This is a genomic window from Nonomuraea sp. ZG12, assembly GCF_052068115.1.
GTDB lineage: Bacteria > Actinomycetota > Actinomycetes > Streptosporangiales > Streptosporangiaceae > Nonomuraea.
The window spans coordinates 1,180,645-1,204,013 of record NZ_JBQHCW010000001.1 but is presented as its reverse complement, the minus strand read 5'-3'; the positions used below and the strand labels follow the sequence as shown (position 1 = coordinate 1,204,013).

Here is a 23,369-nt window from a genome sequence, read left to right as displayed (position 1 = left end):
TCCTTCCGATCTCGCGATGAGGACCAACAGGATCGTCGCCGCGCCCGCCGCGGGTCGTCAGCCTCGCGGGCTATTCGGCGGTCCGCCACGCGGTGGACGCACCGGGCGGAAGGAGGCGTCGACCAGGCCGCTGCGGTGCGCGACCACCGCCGCCTGGATGCGGTTGCGCAGGCCGAGTTTCTCCATCGCGGCCGCGATGTGGGTCTTGACGGTGGTGACGCCGACGTGCAGCCGCTCGGCGATCTCCGCGTTGGACAGGCCGGTGCCGACCAGGGCGAGCACCTCCATCTCGCGCTCGGTGAGCCCGCGGGGGCCGGGCACGGCGGCCCGCTCCTCGGCGTCGAGGAAGCGCTCGACGACGCGGCGCAGCACGGAGGGCGCCAGCAGCTGCTCGCCGGCGTGGGCCCGGCGCACGGCGTCGACCATGCGCTCCGGCTCGTCGTCCTTGACCAGGAAGCCGACGGCGCCGGCGCGCAGGGCCGCGTACACGTTGGCGTCCTCGGCGAACGTGGTCAGCACCACGATCCTGGTGCCGGGCCGGGCGGCGAGCACGCGCCGGATCGCCTCCAGGCCGTCGACCCTGGGCATGCGCAGGTCCATCAGGATGACGTCGGGCAGGTGGCGCTCGGCCAGCCGCACCGCCTCGGCGCCGTCGTCGGCCTCGCCGACCACCTCCATGTCGCTGTTGGCCTGCAGCAGCATCCGCACGCCCGCCCGCACCAGGACCTGGTCGTCGGCGATGAGCACGCGGATCACGCGGTGCCCCTGGTGGTGGGATGCGTGGCCGGCAGGGTGGCAGGCAGGGTGGCGGCCAGCAGCCAGCCGCCGTCCTCGTCGGGGCCGGCGGTGAGGGTGCCGCCGAGCGCTCTGACCCGCTCGCGCATGCCCGCCAGGCCGCGGCCTGAGGAGGGCAGGCGCTCGATGGTGGTGGGCGGGCGGCCGTTACGGATCTCGACGGCCAGGCCGTCGCCGTCGGAGCAGACGCAGACGCGGACCTTCGTCCCTGGTCCTGCGTGTTTGAGCACGTTCGTGAGGCCTTCCTGGACGATGCGGGCCGCGGAGGTCCGGGCGATGAGCGAGGCGTGGTCGGTGTCAGGGTCGAGGGTCAAGTCCACCACGAGTCCGGCGGCCGCCATCCGCTCGGCGGACTCGCGCACCACGTCGGCGGGGTCGGCGAGCAGGCCGGGCTGGCGATCGGGGTCGCGCAGCAGGTCGATCAGCCCGCGCAGGTCCTGCAGCACCTGGTGGCCGGTCTCGCGGATGTCGGTCAGCGCGTCGGCGACCGGGCCGTCCGGCGCGGTGTAGCGGGCGGCGCTGGCCCGCAGCACCATGGCGCCGACGTGGTGGGCGACGATGTCGTGCACGTCGCGGGCGATGCGCTCGCGCTCGGCGAGCTGGTCGGCGCGGAGCTGCGCCACGGTGAGCCTGGTCGACTCGCTCGCCCGCAGCCGTTCGGCCGCGGTGGCGGCCTGCTTGACGCCCAGGTAGCGGCCGATCGCGACCGGTGTGATCACCAGGGCGCACAGCACGGCGGCGCCGAACGCGGTGACCTCGGTGCCGGGCCCGACGACCGCGAGGGCGGCGAGCAGGCAGGTGGCGAGGTAGGCGATGGACGTCCAGATCCAGGAGGCGACCCGCATGGCGAAGACGCCGAGCGCGATGAGGGTCAGGACCAGGCAGGTGTTGACCACCTCGTTGAGGTAGCCGTCGGCGGCCACCAGCAGGATGGCCTGGAACAGGAAGACCAGCCCGGGCAGCCGCCTGGCGACGCCGAGCGACAGGCCGGCCGCCACGGCGAGCAGCCCGATGACCCAGGCGGGCTGGCCTCCGCTGTGCCAGCTGGTCCAGGTGCTGAGCACGGTGTGCGCGACGCCGCCCGCGGCCAGGAGCACGTCCGGGGTGACGTCGCGGTGCGTCAGCTCGCCCACCGATCCGCGCAGGTAGCCGCCGACGATCGCGGGGAACAGGGTGATGCCGGCGGCGTACAGCCACACGTCGGAGGCGAAGGCGGGATCGGCCAGGTTGATCCCGGTGGCGATCCCGCTCGCTCCCATGGCGACCGCGATCGCGCGCTGGCCCCCGCCGTAGGCGGTGACGCCGACGGCCACGAGCAGCAGCATCTGCGCCGTGTTGGAGCTGAACGCCTCGATCCGGTCGGTGACGACCAGCGCCGCCGACAGCCACAGCGCGGTCGGCAGCGGCCGGCGCCGTACGAAGCCCATGGGCGCGCCGACCAGCAGGGCCAGCGGCAGGACCGTGAGATGCGGCGGCAGGTCTCCTGTCCGCGCCTGAGCGGACATCAGCAGGTCCAGGCTGACACCGGCCGCGGCGAGGAGCAGGTCGAAAGGCACGCCGCGCCAACGCCAACTCATGGGGTAAAGGTATCCAGGTCAAGACCCGGGACAGTCCTCCGTGCGGTGGATGCCGTCTCCTCCTTGTGGCCGGATCTCCGCCCCTAAGATGGACGCAGCATCAGATCTTTACCCATACCGTCAATGACATGTCGAACGACAGCGCACTGTTCCTCGGCCAGTTCCTGCGGGCGCCGGCCAGCATCGGCGCCATCGCCCCCAGCTCCCAACGTCTGGCGGCGGCCGTCTGCGCGCCGTTGCCCGAGCGCGGTGAGCCGACCGTGGTCGAGCTGGGGCCCGGCACAGGCCCGTTCACGCAGGAGATCCAGCGCAGGCTGGCCGGCCGTGGTCACCACCTGGCGGTTGAGCTCAACGAGCCGATGGCGAAGATCCTGGCCGAGCGGTTCCCCAAGGTGGACGTGGTGCACGGGGACGCCGCCGAGCTGACCAAGCTGCTCGCGGAGCGGGGACTGCGCCAGGCGGACGTGGTGGTCAGCGGCCTGCCGTGGGCGGCCTTCCCCGGTGAGTTGCAGCGCGGGCTGCTGGGCGCGGTGACCTCGGCGATGAACCCGTCGGGCGCTTTCACCACGTTCTCCTACGTGCACGCGATCCCGCTGGCGCGGGCCCGCCGCTTCCGTGCGCTGCTGGCGGACCGGTTCGAGGAGGTCGTGGCCGGGCGGACGGTGTGGCGGAACGCGCCGCCGGCGTTCGTCTTCCACGCGCGCCGCCCTCGACCGGCGGCAGAGCTTCTACGATGATCTGATGGACTTCACCCTCCCCGAGAGCGCCCTCGCGGTGCGGCGCGGCATCGGCGACATCTGCTCCCGATACGACCTGGACTACTGGCAGCGCTGCGAGAATGACAAGCGCTGGCCCGAGGAGGTCTGGGCGGAGCTCGGCAAGGGCGGCTGGCTGGGCCTGGCCGTGCCGGAGGAGTTCGGCGGCGGCGGGCAGGGGCTGCTGGAGCTCGCCGTGGCCACCGAGACGATCGCGGCCTCGGGTGCGGCGGGCGGTTCGGCTTTCACGTACGTGCTCACGCCCGGATTCGGCGCGCTGACCCTGGCCAGGCACGGCACCCCGGAGCAGCAGACGGAGCTGCTGCCGCGGCTGGCCACCGGCGAGGTGGAGACCTGCTTCGCGCTGACCGAGCCGGACGCCGGGTCCAACTCGCTGGCGATCACCACGTCGGCCCGCCGCGACGGCGGCGACTATGTGATCAACGGGCAGAAGATCTGGATCACCGGCGTGCAGCGGGCCACCTGGATGCTCCTGGTCACCAGGACGATCCCGGCGGCCGAGGCCGAGCCGCGCACCAGCGGGCTGACGGTCTTCCTGGTCAACGTGCCGGAGGCGGTCGCGGCCGGGCGGCTGTCCTATCAGCCGATCCCGAAGATGGGCGCCAACACCACGCCGTCCAACATGGTCTTCATCGACGACCTGCGGGTGCCCGCCTCCCGCGTGGTCGGGCAGGTCGACCAGGGCGCGGCGGTGCTGTGGGACATCCTCAACCCGGAGCGGATCCTGCTGGCGGCCTCCGCGCTGGGCGGGGCCGAGGTGGCGTTGCGGGTGGGCGTCGCGTACGCCAAGGAGCGCGAGGTGTTCGGCCGCCCGATCGGCGCCAACCAGGCCATCGCGTTCCCGCTGGCCCAGGTGAAGGCCAAGATCGAGCTGGCCCGGCTGATGATCTACAAGGCGGCGTGGTCGTTCGACCGGCGCCTGCCGTGCGGCACCGAGGCCAACATCGCCAAGCTGACGGCCTCGCAGGCGGCGTGGGAGGCGGCCGACGCGGCGTTCCAGACGCACGGTGGCATGGCGTACTCACTGGAATACCCCGTTGCCAGACTGCTGACCGACGCCCGGATCGGGAAGGTCGCACCTGTGACGGAGGAGCTGCTGCTCAACTTCCTCGCGACCCAGGTGCTGGGCCTGCCCCGCAGTTTCTGACCGTCACCCCTGCACGCCCGCCGCCCGTCGTCGCCGGTCTTCACGCCTCGGCCGGAGGGGAATCCCTCGCGCGCCTCCTCGGCCTCGGCCTGGTCTACCTACCTCCGCGTGGAGGGGTGCACGACCTCCTCTGTGCTCGGCTCCTCTGCGCTCGGGTGGCCGGCCGGGCGCCGTCGGGCCGCTGCTTCGTCCCCCGGGGCAGCGTTCTCGACCTCGGCTGACAGGCCCGCTGCGTGCGCGTGCCGGCGCCCTTGGTGACCAGCCACTTCTCTGTCCTGCATGGGCTTGCGCCTACCCTGGGCACACGGGCGAAACCACTGCTCAGGAGAAGGTGGGAGGCCGCTTCTCGCGCAGGGCGCGCACACCTTCGGCCACGTCGGGGCCGGTGAAGCCGAGGAACTCCATCGCCAGCGAGGCGTCGAAGGCGGGCCCCGCCATCCGCAGCCAGTTGTTGAGCGCGTACTTCGTCAGCCTGATCGCCTCCTGGGAGCCGGCGGCGAGCTTCACGGCGATCTCCATGGCGGTGTCGTGCACCTGGTCGTCGTCGACGCAGAGGCTGACCAGGCCCATCCGCTCGGCCTGCTCGCCGCTGACCGGCTCGCAGAGCAGCAGGTGGTATTTGGCCTTGGCCATGCCGCACAGCAGCGGCCAGATGATGGCCGCGTGGTCGCCGGCGGCGACGCCGAGCCGGGTGTGGCCGTCGATGATGCGGGCGGTGCGCCCGGCGACGGAGATGTCGGCCAGCAGGGCGACGGCCAGGCCCGCGCCGACGGCGGGGCCCTGGATGGCGGAGACGACGGGCTTGGCGCAGTTGAGGACGTTGTAAACGATGTCGCGGGCCTCGGCGAACACGCGCAGCCGGGTGGCGTGGTCGCGGGTCATCTCCTCGATCATCGACAGGTCGCCCCCCGCCGAGAACGCCTCGCCCTCGCCCCTGACGACGACGGCCCTGACGGAGTCGTCGCGGTCGACGTCGCGCCAGATCTCGGCCAGCTCGCGGTGGCCGGTCATGTCGACCGCGTTGCGCTTGCGCGGCTCGCTGATGGTGATCCTGAGCACCCCGTCGGCGGGGACGTCGGTCTTGAGCCGCGCGTAGCTCACAGGGACTCCCTGAGCCGCTCCGCGACGTACTCACGGGCCTCGCCCGCCTGGTCGAACAGCCTCGGCAGGCCGAAGAAGCCGTGCACCGCCCCGTCGAACCTGCGCACCTCGACGGGCACGCCCGCCTCGGCCAGCCGCTCGCCGTAACGCTCGCCCTCGTCGCGCAGCACGTCGCAGCCGGCGGTCAGCACGGTGGCCGGCGCCAGGCCGGCCGTCGACGGCAGGCGCAGCGGCGACAGGCGCGGGTCGGCCCGGTCGGCGCCGGCGGCGTACTGCCGGACGAACCAGGCCATCTCCTCGGCGTCCAGGCCGAAGCCCTTGGCGAACTCGCTGTAGCTGGGGGTGTCCAGGCCGGCGTCCAGCACAGGGTAGACCAGCACCTGGTGGGCCAGGCGCAGCCCGGCGTCGCGCGCCTGCCAGGCGGCCACGGCGGCGAGGTTGCCGCCCGCGCTGTCGCCGACCAGGGCGATGCTGCCGTTGCTCTGGTAGAAGGCGGGCCGGGCGAAGATGTCGCGCAGCACGGTCCAGGCGTCGTCGGCGGCGGCCGGGAACGGGTGCTCGGGGGCCAGGCGGTAGTCGACGGAGACCACGACCGCGCCGGTGCGGATGGCCAGGTCGCGGCCGAGGGCGTCGTTGCGTTTGACGCTGCCGAACACCCAGCCGCCGCCGTGGAGGTAGACGACCACGGGCAGCGGCGCGTCGCCGCGGTCGGCGCGGTAGATGCGCACGGGCACGCCCTCGGCCGTCTCGTCGCGGACGTGGGGCAGTTGCGGCAGCGGGCCGCGCTGGGCGGCCAGGCCGTCGTGCGCGCGTATCTCCTGGATCCGCTCCAGGTCCAGCTCGGCCAGGTCGGTGTTCAAGTCCGACGGGTAGTCGGTGAGGTAGTCCCGTGCCTGAGGGTGCAGCGGCATGATCGCAGCCTATCGGGCCGCTTCCACGAGCGCATCGAACAGCCCGTTGTCGTCGCCGCGCTCGGGGTGCCACTGCACGCCCACGGCGAAGCGGTGGCCCTGCAGCTCGATGCCCTCCACGATCTGGTCGTCGGCCCAGGCCACCGCCAGCAGGCCGCTGCCGAGCCGCCGCACCGACTGGGTGTGCGGGGCGACCACCTCGACGTGGTCGCCGACCGCCTTGCCGAGCTTGCTGGACACGCTCACCTGGATGCGGTGCGGGGTGGCGGGCTCGGCGTGCCGGTCGCTCTCCAGCATCTCGGGCAGCCAGGGGATGAGGCTGCCGCCCTGGGCGACGTTGAGCACGTGCATGCCGCGGGCGATGCCGAGGATGGGCACCTCGGCCCGCACCGCCGCCCTGGCCAGCGCCAGCTCGAACCGGTCGCGCTGTGGCTGCGCCGCGGGCACGCGCTCGTCCTGCTCGTCGCCGTAGGCCGGGCCGCCGACCTCGACCCCGCCGGTGAGCACCACGCCCCGCAGCCCGCGCACGTAGTCGTCGACGGCGTGGGGGCTGAGCGGTGGCAGCACCACGGGTGCGCCACCGGCCCGCTCGACGGCCTTGGCGTAGGCGGGCGGGGACAGCACCGCCTCCCGCACCCAGACATCCCAGCGGGCGGCTTCGAAGTAGGCGGCGATGCCTATCAGCGGTCGGGACATGCGTTCTCCAGGGGGAGCGTTCTCCAGGCGGCAGGGGCGGGTGTCCGTGCCGGCGCCGGTCGGGCAGCCACCAGCCCATCATGACGCACTCCATTTCGGTTATGTCGCTTCTCCCGCAGATCTCCTTCCCCCTGCCTCTCTCGATCCCGGTGTCCGAACCGGGCAGGCGTCGCCAGGAGGGCTGGTGGGCGATGAAGCCGCCACGAATTATCAGATAAGACCGCTTTTCACGATGAACGCGAATGCAATTCTTATTCACTTTGCCGGACCGCAACCCGGCCAGGCGAATGGTGGCGTCGTTACGGACAGTTCAGACGTGCCCGCCATTAGGGCGAATCGGTTGTGAGGCAAGGAAGGCGGTGTAACACTTGATTCGAGCGCTCGGACGCGCCGGGGTCCGCCGGACGCTCATCACCCGGAACCGCCAGGGAGGTGGGCCACGACGATCGGAGTTGTCTCCGGTCAAGAGGACGGGTTGGGTATATGTCGATAAATCCGCGTCTGGTAAAAGAGAGTTTCTCCCTCATCGAGCCGGTGGCCGACAAGGCGGCCGCCTACTTCTACGGTCGGCTGTTCGCCGAGAACCCGCATCTGCGCGGGATGTTCCCGCCCGCCCTGGACGTACAGCGGGACCGGCTCTTCGGCGCGCTGACCCGCGTCGTGTGGAGCCTGGACAGTCCGGGCAGCCTGACGTCCTTCCTCAGCCAGATGGGCAGGGACCATCGCAAGTACGGCGTGACCCCCGAGCACTACACCGCCATCGGCACGGCCATGCTGGCCACCGTGCGGCGCTTCGCCGTCGAGATCTGGAACGACGAGATCGAGGCCGCGTGGGTGTCGGCCTACACCGCGGCGGCCAACATCATGATCGAGTCCGCCGAGGCCGACGCGGGAGTCTCCCCCGCGTGGTGGCTGGCGGAGGTCATCGAGCACCGGCGCCCGCACGACGAGATCGCGGTCATCACCCTGCGCCCCACGCAGCCGTTGCCGTACACCGCCGGTCAGTACGTCGACGTGCAGGTCTCCCGCTGGCCGCGGGTGTGGCGGACGTTCTCCATCGCGAACGCGCCGCGCGAGGACAACTCGATCCGGCTGCACGTGCGCTCGGTGCCCGGCGGGTGGGTCTCCGGCACCCTGATCAGGGACACCCGCGTCGGCGACACGCTCATGCTCGGGCCGCCGATGGGCACGATGGCGCCACCGGAGGACAGCCCCCGCGACCTGCTGTTCGTGGCGGGCGGCACCGGGCTGGCGCCGCTGAAGGCGATCGTCGAGCAGGTCATCGCCTCAGGCCGCCGGCCCGGCATCCACCTGCTGTTCGGCGCGCGCACCTCGGCCGAGCTGTACGACCTGCCGGACCTCATCCGGATGGAGTCGTCCTTCCCCTGGCTGCAGGTGCTGCCGGTGGTCTCGGACGAGCCCGCCTACGACGGGATGCGCGGCCGCCTGCCGGAGGTGACGCAACGCCTGCGCTCCTGGACCGAGCACGAGGTGTACGTGTGCGGACCGTCCGCCATGGTGGACGAGACGGTCTCCCGCCTGCGGACGGACGGCGTGCCGCTGTCGCGCGTGCACCGCGACGTCGTGCACTCCGAGCGGTGAACGGGTTCACCTGAAGGCGGCGGCGGTCTCCTCGTCGTTGGGCCAGAACATCTCGATGGCCAGCTCGGAGACCGTCACGTCCACGGGCGAGCCGAACGTGGCGAGGGTGGTGAACATCGACAGGGTCGTGCCGCCGTGCCTGATCCGCAACGGCACCAGGATGTCGGCGGGGCCGGGGACGTGCGCCACGTTGAGGTTCACGCCCGGATAGACGTAGCCGGCGAGCTCGTCGTGCAGATCGGCCAGACCTCCGTCGGCCGACATCTCGGCCTGCCTGCGCAGCCGGTGCAGCAGGTGGGCCCGCACCTCGGCGAGGTTGACCAGCCTGCCGCCCATCGCGTCGGGGTGCAGCGACAGGCGCATCACGTTGACCGGCTCCTCCAGCAGCTCGGCCGGCACGCCGTCCATGAACATGGCGGCCGCCGAGTTGGCCGCCACCAGGTTCCACCCGGCGTCCACGACCAGGGCGGGGTACGGCTCGCAGCCGGCCAGGATCTTGTCCAGCGCCTCCCGCACCGACCGCAGCCGCGGGTCGTGCACCTCGCGCTCGGGGAACACCGGCGCGAACCCGGCGGCGACCAGCAACCTGTTGCGGTGCCGCAGCGGCACCTCCAGCTCCTCCGCCAGCTTGATCACCATCTCCCGGCTCGGCCGGGCCCGCCCGGTCTCCAGAAAGCTGATGTGCCGGGACGACACGTCGGCGTCGATCGCCAGATCGAGCTGACTCACCCGGCGCCGCTGGCGCCACGATCGCAGCAGATCACCGAAAGTCTCTTCTTGTACGGCCAGCGCTCCCATGTCCAGCAACGTTATCTGTCAGTGGGAACTGCGACGATTACCTCTCAGGTCATCAAGGGACGGCGACACGCCGGAGCCGGCCGTCTTGATGCGACGAAACGCCCAGTCCTCGGCGGCGCGGACAACCGCGTGGCACGATGGCCGGAAGCGAACATGGGAGCGATGCCATGACTGACGCAATGCTCGCGATCGGCACCCGCAAGGGCCTGTTCCTCGCCCGCTCGTCCGGCGGCGGACCCTTCGAGCTCGAGCCGATCCAGTTCTCCACGGTCGCGGTGCACGCGGTGGCGATCGACACCCGCGGCACCACCCCCCGTCTCCTCGCGGCCATCGAGTACGGCCACTTCGGCCCCTCGGTGATGTACTCCGACGATCTCGGCAAGACCTGGCAGGAGGCCGAGCGGGCGCCCATCGCCTTCCCCGGGCGGACCGGGGCGACCCTGACCCGGGTGTGGCAGCTCGTCCCCTCCCCGTCGGAGCCGCACGTGGTCTGGGCGGGCGTGGAGCCGGGCGCGCTGTTCCGGTCGCAGGACGGCGGCGTCACCTACGACCTCGTCGAAGGGCTGTGGGAGCACCCGCACCGGCCGCACTGGCAGCCGGGCGGCGGCGGGCTCTGCCTGCACACGATCATCCCCCACCCGTCCGACCCGCTGATCATGGGCGTGGCGGTGTCGACCGGCGGCTTCTACCGCACCGGCGACGGCGGCCTGACCTGGGAGGCGGCCAACCAGGGCATCCGCGCGCCGTTCATGCCCGAGGGGCAGCAGTATCCCGAGTACGGCCAGTGCGTGCACAAGGTCGTCATGCACCCGTCCCGGCCCGAGCGCCTGTTCCTGCAGCACCACTTCGGCGTCTACCGCAGCGACGACTTCGGCGCCTCCTGGCAGGACATCGGCTCGCCGCTGCCGTCGGACTTCGGCTTCCCGATCGTGGTCCACCCCACCAGGCCCGACACCGTCTACGTGCTGCCGCTGCACGCCGACATCGACCGCACCCCGGTCGGCCACCGCTACCGCGTCTACCGCAGCGACGACGCCGGCGACACCTGGCAGCCGCTGGACCGGGGCCTGCCCGAGGAGCCGGTCTACGCCTGCGTGCTGCGCGACGCGATGACGGCCTCGGCGGCGGGGGTGTTCTTCGGCACCCGCGACGGCGCGGTCTACGGCTCGCGCGACGACGGGGACACCTGGTCGCTGGTGGGCCGGCACCTGCCCGACGTGCTGACCGTGCGCGCGGCGGTGCTGTGAGCCATGGCCAAATCCGTGATGATGGTGGTCTTCGTGCTGCCCAGCTCGCTGCGCCGGTGGGTCAGCGGGCGCACCGAGGTCAAGGTGTTCGCCGTCGGCGCCGACCGCGACTCCCCGCCCACCCTGGGCTCGGCCCTGGACATGCTGCGCCGTACCCACCCGCTGCTGGAGGAGCGCATCCGTGACGAGTACGGGCGCATCCGCCGGCACATCAGCATGATCGTGTGCGGCGAGAACTCCCGCGGCCTCGGCGGCCTCGACTGTGCGATGCCGCCGGGCGCGGAGGTCTACGTGCTGCCCGCGCTCGCCTGACCGGCTGGGCCGGGGCGGCGGGCAGGGCGGTGGGCCAGGGGGTGGGTCAGGGGGCGACTCGGCCGTTGGCGATGAAGGCGGCGTGGGTGAGGGGCATCAGCCCGGCCCAGATCGCCTCCATCCGCTCGGCCACCATCTCGATCTCGCGCTGCGGGAACGACGGCACCCTGGCCTGCTCGTGCTGGGTGCGCAGGGACAGGAAGTGCATGAGCGAGCGGGCGTTGCAGGTGGCGTACATCGTGGAGAACACCCCCAGCGGCAGCACGGCGCGCGCCACCTCACGGGCCACGCCCGCCTCCAGCATCTCCTGGTAGGCGGCGTAGGACTGGCGGTAGGCGCCCTCCATCGCCTCGGTGACGAGCTTGTGCTGCTCGGGGGTGCCCTCGGTGAAGACGTAGTGACCCGGCTTGCCCTCCTGCACCAGCTTGCGCGCCGCGCCGGGCACGTAGAAGGCGGACTGGAGCTCGCGGTAGCGGCCGCTCTCCTCGTTGTAGGACCAGCCCACCCGGTGGCGCTGGAACTCGCGGAAGACGAAGATCGGCGCGCTGACGAAGAAGGTCATGGAGTTGTGCTCGAACGGGCTGCCGTGCCGGTCGCGCATCAGAAAGTTGATCAGCCCCTTGGAGCGCTCAGGGTCCTTGCCGAGCTCCTCCAGTGACTGCTCGCCCGCCGTGGACACCCGCGCCGCCCACAGCACATCGGTGTCCGCGGCGCTGTGCTTGACCAGCTCCACCGTCACGTCGTCCAGAAAACGCACTCGTCGATCCCTCCGTCTGCGAACAGGCCGCCCGCCATCGTACGCCTGCCGCACCCCGGTCACGGGACACGGCAGGCGGGTCGGGCGAGCGGTCGGGCGGGCCGGTCAGCAGCGGCGGGCCGGCCCGGGGCGGGTGACGAGATCGGTGTCGGCCGCGGTGCCGTCGAGCCAGACGGCTCGGGCGCCGTCACCGGCGGCGAACAGGTACTGATCACCTCGGTTGCAGGAGTAACGCTGGAGCGTGCCGCCGTTGAGCGGAACCTGGAACAGCTTGGGCAGGCCGGCGTTGTCCTCGACGCCGAAGCTCGTGAAGAGCCCGACGGTCACGGCCGAGTCGCTGGCGTCCAGCCAGGTGGGGAAGCCCAGCTCCGGCCCGTCGGGGACGAGCGCGGTGGCGCTCGTGCCGTCGGCGGCGGCCCGCATGACGCCGTACGTGCCGTCGCCGTCGGTGTCCACGAGCCAGACCAGGTGCCGCGAGGTAAGGACGGGCACCGCCGACGCCGACGGGGTGTCGCCGGTGGAGGGCACCTCGGGCAGCACGGTCCGCGTACCGGTGGCCAGGTCGTGGACGGCCGGGGTGGTGTGCGGGACGCCGTCCTGGACCGCCCACCGCAGGTAGGCCAGCCTGCCGGCGGTGAGCGACGGCTGAAGGCCCTGGGCGCCGTCCTCGGCGGAGACGTTGACCGGCTCCCCGGTGCCGCGCTTCAGCCAGACCTGGGACTCCCCGGTGTTCAGATCGGCCTCTTCCCAGGCGAGGTCGTCGCCGGAGACCACCACGGAGGCCACCAGCCTGGTCGTCTCGTGCACGGTGGTGGCCGGGGAACGGCCGTCGAGGGGGCGCGACAGGATCTGGAAGCTGGTCTGCGCGTCGTCGAAGGAGACCCAGACGGCCCGGCGGCCGTCCGTCGCGGGCGCGGTGTTCCACTGGTCGTTGTCCGACAGCTTCACCGCCTTACCGCCGCGTACGCGCCCGGTGAGGACGGAGGTGGGCCCGGTGGCGTCAGCGTCGGAGTTGACCGCCACGTACCTGTCCCCCGCCACGTCAGGCTTGACGAAGGCGTCGGTCAGGCCGTCGACCAGGACGCGGCTGTCGGTGCCGATCCGCCGGTCCCAGCCGGGCGTGATGCCGTGCCGTTCGAAGGCGCGCGCGACGGTGATCCGGTCGCGGGCGGGCAGCCGGGCCGCGCGGGCGGCGGACTCGACGGCGCGGCGGCCGTCGACGAAGTCGTCGAGCGGCGTCATGTACTCCGTCAGCGCCTTGTAGACGATTTTGTCGGTCTTGTCGCCGCCGAGCCGCTCCCTGATGTCCCACAGGGCGCCGGAGAAGATCGTGGAGTTGAGGTGCACGCCGCCGCTGTCGAGGCTGACGGTGACGCCGAGGTAGTCCTCGACGGCGTTCCGGTCGTCGTCGAGGTCGCGGATGGCGCACTCGGCGGGTGCGGCGGTCCTGCAGATCCCCTGGCCCAGCAGGCTCGCGTCCGGGTCGGACAGGGGGATGCCGAGCGCGTCGGTCTCGATGGCGTTGCCGAAGTAGTCGGCCAGGCCCTCGTTCATCGCGCCCGACTGGCCGAGGTAGACCAGGTCGGCGCTGTTGGTGATCACTCCGTGCGTCATCTCGTGCCCGACCACGTCGAGGCCGGCGGCGAAGGAGTGGTAGTCGGGGCCGCCACCGCCGTAGACCATCTTGGTGCCGTCCCAGAACGCGTTGGCGAACGGCTCACCGGACAGGGTGACGTTGACGACGGAGTGCATGGTGCCGCCCTTGCCGTCCAGTCCCTCGCGGCCGAGCCGCCGGTAGTACTCGTACACCTCACCAGCGCCATGGTGGGCGTCCACCGCGCCGCTCTCGGTGTGCGCCGGGCCGAAGGCCTGGGTGGGCGACCGGGCCGGTTCGGTGCCGGCCGGGATGCCGGGCTCCAGGTAGTCGAAGACGTCGCGGCCGGCGGCGTCGTAGGTGAGGATCTCGCCGGTGCCGCCGTTCCACATCGGGCGGGCCCGGTCGCGCAGCTCGTAGGCGTCGTCGGCGCGCTGGTAGGCGTTGAGCGTGCGCTGCTCGCCGTGCGCGCTCTGACCGGTCGCCTGTACGGGGCCTTCGAAGTGGAGCCTGTCGACGGCGAACAGCGGGGCGCCGGAGCGGGCGTCCACGTAGGCGTCACGCAGGATGGGCCGCTTGGCGGCGCGGTCGTGGTTCTTGAGCGGGATCCGCCAGGCCAGCACGCCGCTGCCGCGCGGCACCACGACGAGCTCGCCGGCGCCCGCCTCGACGCTCTCCCGGGCGACCCGGTTCCTGATCAGCAGGTTGCGGGCGAGCTTGCCGGCCGTCTCGGCGGTGACCGTCGGGGTCGGGTCGACGCTGAGCTCGGTGAGGAAGCGGCCGCCGGCCCCGGTGACCACCCGCTGCCCGTCCCGGTCGGTGAAGTGGACGAGGTACTGGCCGCCGAACACCGGCAGATCCCGGTGGCGCTGGGCGAACCTGACCGTCCGGTCCGGGCCGTCGGTGATCGTCTGGAGAGGCACCAGGTCGTCGGGGTCCAGGTGGTAGCGCGGGTCTTCCAGGTGCGCCTTGGCCGCCTGGACGAGGTCTCCCGCCCCGGCGGGCTCGGCGAGGCCGCTCACCTCGGCGGGGGCCTCGGTGCCGGCACGGGACTCCACCTGGGGTGGTGGTGGGTCGTCCGCGACCGCGGTTCCGGGTACGGCCAGCGCGGCGGCCAGCGCGGCGACGGCCGTGAGGGTGATGGGGCGCCAGGACACGACACCTCCTGGTGTGGCGTAGGGGGTCTGGCGCCCTGATCATGACAGCAGATTTGACTGACCGACAAATAACAATTCGATCACCAATGTACGGAAATAGCGATTAATGCTCGTACGAAACAGGAAAAAACACCGAAAGGGCAGGTCGCGCGGATCAACCCTGAAATATGGCCTTAAAGTCGGTATATCCGACGGGCATTACCGGAGCCGATCATGTGGGCGATTCTGGAGGCGTCGGCCGCGTTCCACTCGCCCTCGTCGAGCCGCGCCTTGAACGCCCTGCCGAGCGCCCGCCTGAAGTGCAGCGCGCCGAGGAAACAGGTCTCCGACACGCCCCGGCAGCCGGAGCCGAACAGCAGCTTGTGGAACGGCGCCAGCTCCAGCAACTCCTCCACCAGCCGCGCGGAGCCCGCCCCCGTCTGCGCGAACGCGGGCCCGGCGTCGAGGTAGACGTGCGGGAAGGCGTGGGCCAGATGGGCGGCCTGGCGCTGGAAGGGGTAGCCGTTGAGCAGGACCATCGGCACGCCCAGCGGCTGGAGCGCCCGGACGAAGCCGGCGAGCCGGGCGGGGTCGGCGCGGTGCGGGTCGGCCTCGCACTCGCCGAACCCGGTGTGGAACTGGATCGGCAGGCCGCGCTCCCTGGCCACGTCGACCGCCGTCCAGAGCAGGTGGCGCAGCAGGACCGGCTCGTTGAGCCGCCGCTTGGGGTCCGACAGCCGCCGGTTGGCCGCCGCGATCACCGAGCCGCGGCTCGGCCTGGACGGGTCGAAGTCGAGGCCGAGCCGGTAGGCGGCGACCGTCTTCAGCCCGACGGCCCGGACCGCCCTGGCGGCGAGCTCCTCGCCCAGGCTGTCCATGTAGTCGACGGCGACCTGCGCCATCTCGGCCACGTCCTGCTCGATCTGCTCGACCCTGACGATCTCGTCGGCCGCCGCCTCGCCGCCCCGGCCCATCTCGGCGGCCGACAGCAGGTCGACGCTCTCCACGCCGGTGTCCACCAGGAACACCACCACGCCCGCCGCCTGCAGCAGGCGGCGGTTGGCCTCCGCCGCGCCGAGCTCGGCGCGGCGGCTCACGTAGACGGCCGGTGGCGCGTGCGGCTCCAGGCCGAGCACGGGCGCGCACCAGCGGCGGATGCCGGCGCCGATCGGGGTGTCGAAGTGGGTGGTGCCGGGCGGGGCGGGGCTCGCCCCCTCGTTGATGAGCAGCTCGAACTGCGCCCTGGACAGCTCGTCCCGGCGCACCCCGTGACAGGCGTGGTCGACGAGCGGGGCGAGCAGGGCCTCACGCACCGTGTCGGGCAGGTCTACGGGGAGCATGCGGCAGACTCTAAAGGCTGGCCGCACGCCCCGTGGACGTTTTACCGACGAGTTAGGCGGTCCTGCGGGAAAGCCGCAGGACGTTCGCGATGACCTTCGCGCCGGCGCCGCCCTCCGCGGTGAGGATCGACTCGGGGTGGAACTGCACGGCGAAGCGCCGGTTGGCGGTGTCCTCGATCGCCATCACGTTGCCGTCGGGCGTGACCGCGGTCGGGGTGAAGCCGACGACCCCGGGCCGCTTGGCGTGCAGCGAGTGGTAGCGGGCCGCGGTGAACTCCTCGGGCAGCCCGTCGAGCAGCGCGCTGCCGCCCAGCCGGGCGACCCGGCCGCGCTTGCCGTGCTCGGGGTAGTCCAGCAGCTCCAGGCTGCCGCCCGCCTGCTCGACCATCGCCTGCAATCCCAGGCAGACGCCGAAGACCGGCAGCTCACGGGCGTAGATCTCGTCGATCAGCGCCGACATGCCGAAGTCGGACGGCCAGCCGGGGCCGGGCGAGAGCACCACCAGGTCGGGGCCGATCTCGTCGATGGTCCGGGCGGGGAAGCCGTGGCGCAGGGTCACCACGTCGGCGCCCTCCTGGCGGAAGTAGTCGGCCAGGGTGTTGACGAAAGAGTCCTCGTGGTCCACGAGCAGCACCTTCATGCCCTGGCCCGGCTGCTGCCTGGGCACGGTGACGGGCACCGCCTCGGGCTCGTTGACGGCGGCGAGCGCGCCCAGCAGGGCGCTGGCCTTGAGCTCGGTCTCGCGCTCCTCGGCCTCCGGGTCGGAGTCGAACAGCAGCGTGGCGCCGGCCCGCACGGTCGCGATGCCGTCCTTGACCTGGGCGGTGCGCAGGGTGAGCCCGGTGTTCATGGAGCCGTCGAAGCCGATGAAGCCGATCGCGCCGCCGTACCACCTGCGGGTGGTGGCCTCGTGATCCTCGATGAACTGCATGGCCCAGGTCTTGGGCGCGCCGGTGACCGTGACGGCCCACATGTGGGTCAGGAAGGCGTCCAGGGCGTCGAACTCGGGGCGCAGCCGGCCCTCGATGTGGTCGACGGTGTGGATCAGGCGTGAGTAGAGCTCGATCTGGCGGCGGCCGATGACCTTGACCGTGCCGGGGACGCAGACGCGCGACTTGTCGTTGCGGTCGACGTCGGTGCACATGGTCAGCTCCGACTCCTCCTTGACGCTGGTCAGGAGGGTGCGGATGGCCTCGGCGTCCTCGACCGGGTTGGCGCCTCTGGCGATCGTGCCGGAGATCGGGCAGGTCTCGACCCGGTCGCCGGTGACCCGGACGAACATCTCGGGCGACGCGCCGACCAGGTGCTCGCCCTCGCCGAGGCTGATGATGAACTCGTACGGGGCCGGGTTGCTCTGGCGCAGGCTGCGGTAGAAGGCCGCGGGGTCGGTGCAGGTGGCGTGGAAGACCTGGCCGGGCACGACCTCGAACAGGTCGCCGCGCTTGAACCGCTCCTTGGCCGCGGCGACGACCTTGGCGTAGTCGCCTCTGACCGGGTCCGGCGGCAGCTGCGCGGGCGTGACGAGAGGGGTGGACTCGCCGGTGCGCTCCAGGCCGCGGGTGGTGGCGCCGTCGACGGTGAACTCGTAGCGGATGTCGACGCAGGTCTCGCGCTGCCTGTCGATGACGACGAGCCGGTCGGGCAGGTGCAGGACGAGGTCGCGCTGGTCGTCGGGGCGGACGAGCTCCTGCCTGATCGGCTCGAACTGGAAGGCCAGGTCGTAGCCGAACGCGCCGTAGAGGCCCAGGTGGGGGTCGTCGCCCTTGAAGGCGGCGATGACCTCGCGGATCGCGGTGAAGACGGTGGGCCGGCGGCTGCGCAGCTCCTCGGGGAGCAGGTCCTCGGACTCGTCGACGCGCACCTCGACGTAGTCGGCGGTGGGCTCCTCGACCGGCTTGCCGGCGGCCAGCAGGCAGGAGGAGACGGCGGGCAGCACGACCCTGCCGCGCTCGTTGAGCGCCCTGGCCGAGATGGTGCGGCCCCTGGCGACGAGCTCCACGCAGGGGTCGACGTAGCCGAACGCCCAGCGGCTGTAGCGGCCGGGGTAGTCCATGCCGGAGGAGAAGGCGCCGCCGCGCCTGTCGCCCAGGGACGTCACGATCTCTTCGAGGGCGTCCTCCGACACCTGGCGCACTTCGCGCTCGACGCCGACGCCTCCGGCGGTGGTATATCCACTCGTCTCCACTGCTGCCCCTTTTGGTATCCGAAAATGATGAGCCCCGGGGGCGGACACGACAAAGGCCGCCTTCACCGGGGCGGCCGTCCGTTGAGGTATGCGAATCTCGCGCCGCCTAGAAGCGGCGCCACCACTGAAGCCTGGCGCGATTTCGCATGAGGAACAGATTACTCCGCTGGGCCAAGATCACGCAACGCGGACACGCCGGGCGACAAGGGGGTGAAACCCGTACTGACAGGACGCACACAAAGGATCTAGTTTGGGCCCAATGAGGCAGCCCTTGGCATGGCGATCCGTCACCGTGATCGCGGTCCTGCTGTTCGGCGTCCTGCTGGTGCTCAGCCCCGGCTACGGATTCCACCGCGACGAGCTGTACTTCCGGGTGCTGGCCGAGCATCCCGCCTGGGGGTACGTGGACCAGCCGCCACTGACGCCGATGCTGGCCAAGGCGGCCATCGCGCTGTTCGGTGACGGCATCACCGCGATCCGGGTGTTCCCGGCGCTGTCCGTCGTGGTCCTGGTGTTCCTGATGGCGCTCATCGCGCGCGAGCTCGGCGGCGGCCGCGTGGCGCAGGCGCTGGCGGCGGCGGGGACGGCCGGCGGGGCGTACACGCTGATCGCCGGGCACACGATGCTGACGGTCAGCTTCGACCTGCCGCTGTGGGCGGCGGCGATCCTGTTCATCCTGCGGGCGCTGCTGCGCGACCCCCGCTGGTGGCTCGCGGCCGGCGCGGTGCTCGGGCTCGCCACCTACAACAAGCACCTGATCGCGATGCTGGTGCTGGGGCTGGCCGGCGGGCTGCTGGCGGTGGGGCCGCGCCGGGTGCTGGCCGGGCCGTGGGTGTGGGCCGGGGCGCTGGTCGCGTTGACGCTGGCCGCGCCGAACCTGGTCTACCAGCACACCCACGGCTGGCCGCAGCTGGAGATGGCGGCGGCGCTCAGCGAGAACAAGGGCGACGGCATGCGGGCGCTCTTCGTCCCGATGCAGCTGCTGCTCTTCGGGCCGGTGGTGGCGGTGATCGGCGCGTTCGGGTTCGTGCGGCTGTGGCGGGACGCGCGCGTACGGGCACTGGCCGTGGCGTACCCGGTGACCGCCGCGGTCACGCTCATCAGCGGCGGCCGGTTCGACTACACGGCCGGGCTGATCCTGCTGCTGTTCGCCGCGGGCTGCGTGAGCGTGGAGGCGGCGGGCCCGGACCGGGTCCGCTCGGGCGTCGTGTCGGTGGCGATGAACTCGCTGGGCTGCGCGCTGATCGCGCTGCCGCTGATCCCGGTGAGCGTGCTCGCCAGGACGCCGGTGCCGGCGATCAACGAGGTGGCCCGGGAGTCGATCGGGTGGCCCCGGCTGAACGAGGCCGTCAGCGGGATCCTGCGCTCGCTGTCGCCGGAGGACCGGTCACGGGCTGTGATCGTCACCGCCAATTACGGCGAGTACGGCTCGCTGTCGGGTGCCGGTCTGCCGCGCGTCTACTCGGGCCACAACCAGCTGGGGGAATACGGCCCGCCGCCCGAGTCCGGGACGGTCGCGATCGTCTTGGACATCGGCCCGATGCGCCGCGACCTGCAGTTCTCGACGTGTGAGCTGAGGGCCGAAGTTGACAATGGCGTCGGCATCGACAACGAGGAGCAGGGGCTGCGGATCCACCTCTGCAGGGGACTTGACCAGCCATGGAGCACCACCTGGCACACATGGCGACATTTCAGTTGACCAGATCACATTTCAGGAAATGTCAGATTTTGTTTGGGTTAAGCACTTGCTTTCCGAACAAGATCTCTTCACTCTTCTCGACGTAGGCGTAAAGATCAGCTCTACCGCTGAGTGCGAAGGAGAGTTGTGCTGAACACCCCCCGATGGCGCGCGCTCTTACTCGGAGCCGTCGCTACTCTCAGTCTCATCCTCCCCTACGGCGTGGCGCACGCCGCCCCCGACCCCGGCAAGATCGACTCAGCTGTCCAGAAGCAGCTTGACAGCGCTGACAAGGCCACCTTCTGGGTGCACGTGAAGGGCGAGGCCGACCTCAGCTCCGCCCGCCGGGCCACCTCCAAGGAGGTCAAGGCCGAGCGGGTCTACGCGGCCAAGACCGATCAGGCCGAGACCTCACAGGCGCCCCTGCGCAAGCTGCTGAAGTCGCACGGCGCCGACTTCACCCCGTACTGGATCGTCAACGCCATCAAGGTGACAGCGGGCGCCAAGCTGGCGGCCGAGATCGCCGAGCGGCCCGAGGTGGAGCGGATCGAGCCGGTCCGCACGCTCACGCTGCCCAAGCCCGAGCCGGGCAAGGCGGAGAACAAGATCAACGCGATCGAGTGGAACATCGACCGGATCGGCGCCCCGCGGGTGTGGGACGAGCTGGGCAACCGCGGTGAGGGCATCGTGGTGGCCAACATCGACACCGGTGTGCAGTTCGACCACCCGGACCTGCAGGCGTCCTACCGCGGCCGCAACCCGGACGGCTCCGTGAGCCACGACTACAACTGGTTCGACCCGGCCCAGATCTGCCCGAGCTCCGCGCCGTGCGACAACAACGGCCACGGCACCCACACCATGGGCACCATGGTGGGCGCCAACGGCATCGGCGTGGCCCCGGGCGCGACGTGGATCGCGGCCAAGGGCTGCGAGGCCAACTCCTGCAGCGACGCCTCCCTGCTGGCGTCCGGACAGTGGATCCTCGCCCCCACGGACGCCGGCGGCGCCAACCCGCGCCCCGACCTGGCGCCTGACATCGTCAACAACTCCTGGGGCGGCTCCGGCTTCGACCCCTGGTACAAGGAGACGGTCGAGGCATGGGTCGCCGCCGGGATCTTCCCGGCCTTCTCCAACGGCAACTCGGGCCCCGCCTGCACGACCAGCGGCTCACCGGGCCAGTACATCACCAGCTACAGCGCCGGCGGCTTCGACATCAACAACGCCCTGTACGCGCGCTCCAGCAAGGGCGCGGGCGAGAACGGCGAGATCAAGCCGAACATCGCGGCCCCCGGAGTGAACGTCCGCTCCTCGGTGCCCGGCGGCTACGACTCCTTCACGGGCACGTCGATGGCCTCGCCGCACGTGGCGGCCACCGTGGCGCTCATCTGGTCGGCGGCGCCGAGCCTGAACGGTGACATCGAGGCCACCCGGCCGCTGCTCGACGTCACCGCGATCGATGTGCCCGACACCGCCTGCGGCGGCGCCCCCGCCGACAACAACATCTGGGGCGAGGGCAGGCTCGACGCCTTCGCCGCGGTCCAGGCCGCGCCGCAGGAAGAGGTGGGCGAGCTCAAGGGCGTCGTCACCGCGGGCGGCGCGCCGGTGGCCGGCGTCACGATCACCGCCTCGGGCCCGACCAACCGCACGGTCGTCACCGGCGCGGACGGCGCCTACACCTTCGTCCGCCTGGTGCCGGGCGCATACGAGATCAAGGCCGCGAAGTTCGGCTACGAGACGGCGAGCGCGACCGCGACCGTCGTGGCCGAGCAGAGCGCGACCGCCGACGTGGCGCTGACCCAGCTGGCCTCCGGCGTGGTGTCCGGCACGGTCACCACGGCCGGCACCGCCGAGTCGGGCGCCCGGATCGAGGCCGACGGCACGCCGCTCAGCGCCGTCACCGACGCCGAGGGCCACTACCGGCTCACGCTGCCGTACGGCGACTACGAGCTCTCCGTCGTGCCGGCGTCGCGCTGCTCCGGCGGCACCACCGTGTCCGTCACGGTGGCCGGCGACCTGACCAAGGACGTCGAGCTGCCGCTGCGCGGCGACAACTTCGGCTACACCTGCGGCAGCGGCGCCGAGCCGTACACGGCCGGCACCGACAAGCTCGCGCTCACCGGCGACGATGACGCGACCCAGGTGACGCTGCCGTTCTCGATCCCGTTCTACGGCGGCGCTGCGTCCAGTGCGTGGATCACCACCAACGGGTTCGCCACCTTCGCCGCCGGCAGGGTCGTCAGCGGCAGCAACGGCACCCTGCCCAGCTCGGGCACGCCCAACAACGCGGTCTACCCGTTCTGGGACGACCTGGTGGTGGACGATCAGAGCGGGGTGTACACCGGGGTCGTCGGCACGGCTCCGCACCGCCGGTTCGTCATCGAGTGGCGCAACGTCAGGTTCTACAACGACGACACGCAGCGGGTCTCGTTCTCGGCTCTGCTGGGTGAGGACGGGTCGGTCGCCTACCGCTACAAGGACATCGAGAGCGAGCGCGACCAGGGCTCGTCCGCCACGATCGGCATCGAGAACGGCGCGGGCGACGACGCGCTGCTCCACTCCGCGAACGAGGCGGCGATATCCAACGGGCAGAGCCTCACCTTCACGGCGAGCCAGCACGGCCTGGTGACAGGTGCGGTGACCGACGCCAACGACGGTGACCCGCTGCCGGGCGCGACGGTCAAGATCGGCGAGGTGGGGACCTTCACCACCGGCGCCGACGGCAGGTTCTCCGGCCAGGTGCTGGCCGGAGACTACGAGGTGGAGGTCTCCAAGGAGCACTACGGCACCTTCACCCAGTCCGTCACGGTCGTGCCCGGGACGCTGACCCCGGTCGACACGGCGCTGGTCACCGGCCGGGTGGCCGCCTCGGTGGCCGAGCTCGCCGTGGTGATGCCCGCGGACGCCAGCAGGACGCGGACGATGGAGCTGACCAACCTCGGCTCGGCCACGCCGTACACCGTCACCGCCGAATCGGCGGACTGGCTCACGGTCACACCGGGCTCCGGCACTCTCGCCAAGGACCAGAAGACGACGCTGAAGATCACCGTCTCCAGCGACGGCGTGGCGGCCGGCACGGCGCGCGCCGCCAAGCTGCTCATCAGGTCGGCCAGCGGCCGCCAGCCCGTCATCGAGGTCGCGGTGACGGTCGTGGTGCCCAAGCACCAGGTGGCCGTGGACGTCGGCGGCACCCGCGGGACCACGGACGCGGCCGGCGACAGCTGGACCGCCGACAGCAGGTACCGGGCGGGCGGCCACGGCTATGTGGCCAACCACAGCAGCACCGGCAGCACGCGCAGGACGATCCAGGGCACCGAGGACCAGTCGCTGTTCAGGACGGCTCGCGAAGGGATGCTGGAGTACCGCTTCGACGGCGTCCCCAACGGGGTCTACACGGTGGAGCTGGACTTCGCCGACATCGAGAACACCCGTCCGGGCCGGCGCGTGTTCGACGTGCTGGTCGAGGGAGAGCTGGCCATCCCGGCCCTCGACCTGGCCCTGGAGGCGGGCACGTACACGGCCGTGAGCAGGCAGTACACGGTGCGTGTCAGTGACGGGCAGCTGAACGTGCGCTTCGCCACCCGCGAGGGCTCGACGCTCGTCAACGGCATCAGGATCTCCGAGCGGCCCGACAGGACCGCCCCGTAGGTCCGTCGTCCACCGAGCCCGCCCCACCGCCGGTGGGGCGGGCTCCGGCACCCCGGCTACCGTCCTGCCGGC

The 23,369-nt window shown here is 71.6% G+C and carries 17 protein-coding genes; 7 read left to right on the top strand and 10 right to left on the bottom strand.

Annotated elements, in window-relative coordinates:
• Positions 1 to 57 precede the first annotated feature (57 nt).
• The gene (locus ACTMTF_RS05595; RefSeq protein WP_396999450.1) at positions 58 to 756 is read right to left on the bottom strand and encodes a response regulator; all 699 of its coding nucleotides are present in this window, start codon (positions 754 to 756) and stop codon (positions 58 to 60) included.
• Positions 753 to 2,372 (bottom strand): sensor histidine kinase, encoded by a 1,620-nt coding sequence (locus ACTMTF_RS05590; RefSeq protein ID WP_441109529.1) that lies wholly within the window; start codon positions 2,370 to 2,372, stop codon positions 753 to 755. The genes ACTMTF_RS05595 and ACTMTF_RS05590 overlap by 4 nt, the downstream gene beginning before the upstream one ends.
• Before the next feature lie 128 nt (positions 2,373 to 2,500).
• On the opposite strand from ACTMTF_RS05590, the gene ACTMTF_RS05585 reads away from it, so the two are divergent.
• Positions 2,501 to 3,109 (top strand): class I SAM-dependent methyltransferase, encoded by a 609-nt coding sequence (locus ACTMTF_RS05585; protein WP_441109528.1) that lies wholly within the window; start codon positions 2,501 to 2,503, stop codon positions 3,107 to 3,109.
• A 4-nt stretch (positions 3,110 to 3,113) separates the two neighbouring features.
• On the top strand, positions 3,114 to 4,295 hold the full coding sequence (locus ACTMTF_RS05580) for an acyl-CoA dehydrogenase family protein (protein WP_441109527.1): 1,182 nt from the start codon (positions 3,114 to 3,116) through the stop codon (positions 4,293 to 4,295).
• A gap of 321 nt (positions 4,296 to 4,616) precedes the next feature.
• Here the strand turns inward: ACTMTF_RS05580 and ACTMTF_RS05575 are convergent, their stop codons facing one another.
• Genes ACTMTF_RS05575 through ACTMTF_RS05565 form a run of 3 tightly spaced genes read right to left on the bottom strand, consistent with a single transcriptional unit; the run spans position 4,617 to position 7,003 of the window.
• Positions 4,617 to 5,396 carry an enoyl-CoA hydratase/isomerase family protein gene (locus tag ACTMTF_RS05575; RefSeq protein WP_396999458.1) on the bottom strand — a complete coding sequence of 260 codons (780 nt, stop codon included), beginning with the start codon at positions 5,394 to 5,396 and terminating at the stop codon, positions 4,617 to 4,619.
• Complete coding sequence (locus tag ACTMTF_RS05570; protein ID WP_396999460.1) at positions 5,393 to 6,307, bottom strand: alpha/beta hydrolase; 915 nt, start codon at positions 6,305 to 6,307, stop codon at positions 5,393 to 5,395. The genes ACTMTF_RS05575 and ACTMTF_RS05570 overlap by 4 nt, the downstream gene beginning before the upstream one ends.
• Before the next feature lie 9 nt (positions 6,308 to 6,316).
• Complete coding sequence (locus ACTMTF_RS05565; protein WP_441109526.1) at positions 6,317 to 7,003, bottom strand: gamma-glutamyl-gamma-aminobutyrate hydrolase family protein; 687 nt, start codon at positions 7,001 to 7,003, stop codon at positions 6,317 to 6,319.
• Positions 7,004 to 7,537: 534 nt separating this feature from the next.
• On the opposite strand from ACTMTF_RS05565, the gene ACTMTF_RS05560 reads away from it, so the two are divergent.
• Positions 7,538 to 8,605, top strand: a complete 1,068-nt coding sequence (locus tag ACTMTF_RS05560) for a globin domain-containing protein (RefSeq protein WP_441109525.1) — start codon at positions 7,538 to 7,540, stop codon at positions 8,603 to 8,605.
• A gap of 6 nt (positions 8,606 to 8,611) precedes the next feature.
• Here ACTMTF_RS05560 and ACTMTF_RS05555 read toward each other — a convergent pair whose 3' ends face one another.
• Entirely contained in the window at positions 8,612 to 9,403 is a 792-nt protein-coding gene (locus ACTMTF_RS05555) for a helix-turn-helix domain-containing protein (RefSeq protein WP_441109524.1), read from the bottom strand.
• Positions 9,404 to 9,570: 167 nt separating this feature from the next.
• On the opposite strand from ACTMTF_RS05555, the gene ACTMTF_RS05550 reads away from it, so the two are divergent.
• Complete coding sequence (locus ACTMTF_RS05550) at positions 9,571 to 10,650, top strand: WD40/YVTN/BNR-like repeat-containing protein (RefSeq protein ID WP_396999468.1); 1,080 nt, start codon at positions 9,571 to 9,573, stop codon at positions 10,648 to 10,650.
• Between the two features lie 3 nt (positions 10,651 to 10,653).
• Positions 10,654 to 10,962, top strand: coding sequence for a molybdopterin synthase sulfur carrier subunit (locus ACTMTF_RS05545; protein WP_396999470.1), 309 nt, complete (start codon positions 10,654 to 10,656; stop codon positions 10,960 to 10,962).
• A gap of 46 nt (positions 10,963 to 11,008) precedes the next feature.
• On the opposite strand, the gene thyX is transcribed toward ACTMTF_RS05545, so the two are convergent.
• The 4 genes from thyX to ACTMTF_RS05525 all read right to left on the bottom strand — a co-directional run bounded on the left by thyX (position 11,009) and on the right by ACTMTF_RS05525 (position 17,974).
• Positions 11,009 to 11,719, bottom strand: a complete 711-nt coding sequence (gene thyX / locus ACTMTF_RS05540) for an FAD-dependent thymidylate synthase (protein ID WP_396999472.1) — start codon at positions 11,717 to 11,719, stop codon at positions 11,009 to 11,011.
• 105 nt (positions 11,720 to 11,824) lie between these two features.
• On the bottom strand, positions 11,825 to 14,470 hold the full coding sequence (locus tag ACTMTF_RS05535; protein ID WP_441109523.1) for a M4 family metallopeptidase: 2,646 nt from the start codon (positions 14,468 to 14,470) through the stop codon (positions 11,825 to 11,827).
• 173 nt (positions 14,471 to 14,643) lie between these two features.
• A complete protein-coding gene (locus tag ACTMTF_RS05530) occupies positions 14,644 to 15,789 on the bottom strand; it encodes an amidohydrolase family protein (RefSeq protein ID WP_441109522.1) in 1,146 nt (381 codons plus the stop codon).
• A gap of 52 nt (positions 15,790 to 15,841) precedes the next feature.
• The gene (locus ACTMTF_RS05525; RefSeq protein ID WP_441109521.1) at positions 15,842 to 17,974 is read right to left on the bottom strand and encodes an anthranilate synthase component I; all 2,133 of its coding nucleotides are present in this window, start codon (positions 17,972 to 17,974) and stop codon (positions 15,842 to 15,844) included.
• A gap of 271 nt (positions 17,975 to 18,245) precedes the next feature.
• Here ACTMTF_RS05525 and ACTMTF_RS05520 point away from each other — a divergent pair, with 271 nt between their 5' ends.
• The gene (locus tag ACTMTF_RS05520; protein WP_441109520.1) at positions 18,246 to 19,673 is read left to right on the top strand and encodes a glycosyltransferase family 39 protein; all 1,428 of its coding nucleotides are present in this window, start codon (positions 18,246 to 18,248) and stop codon (positions 19,671 to 19,673) included.
• A 126-nt stretch (positions 19,674 to 19,799) separates the two neighbouring features.
• A complete protein-coding gene (locus ACTMTF_RS05515) occupies positions 19,800 to 23,297 on the top strand; it encodes a S8 family serine peptidase (RefSeq protein WP_441109519.1) in 3,498 nt (1,165 codons plus the stop codon).
• The last annotated feature ends 72 nt before the right edge of the window (positions 23,298 to 23,369 follow it).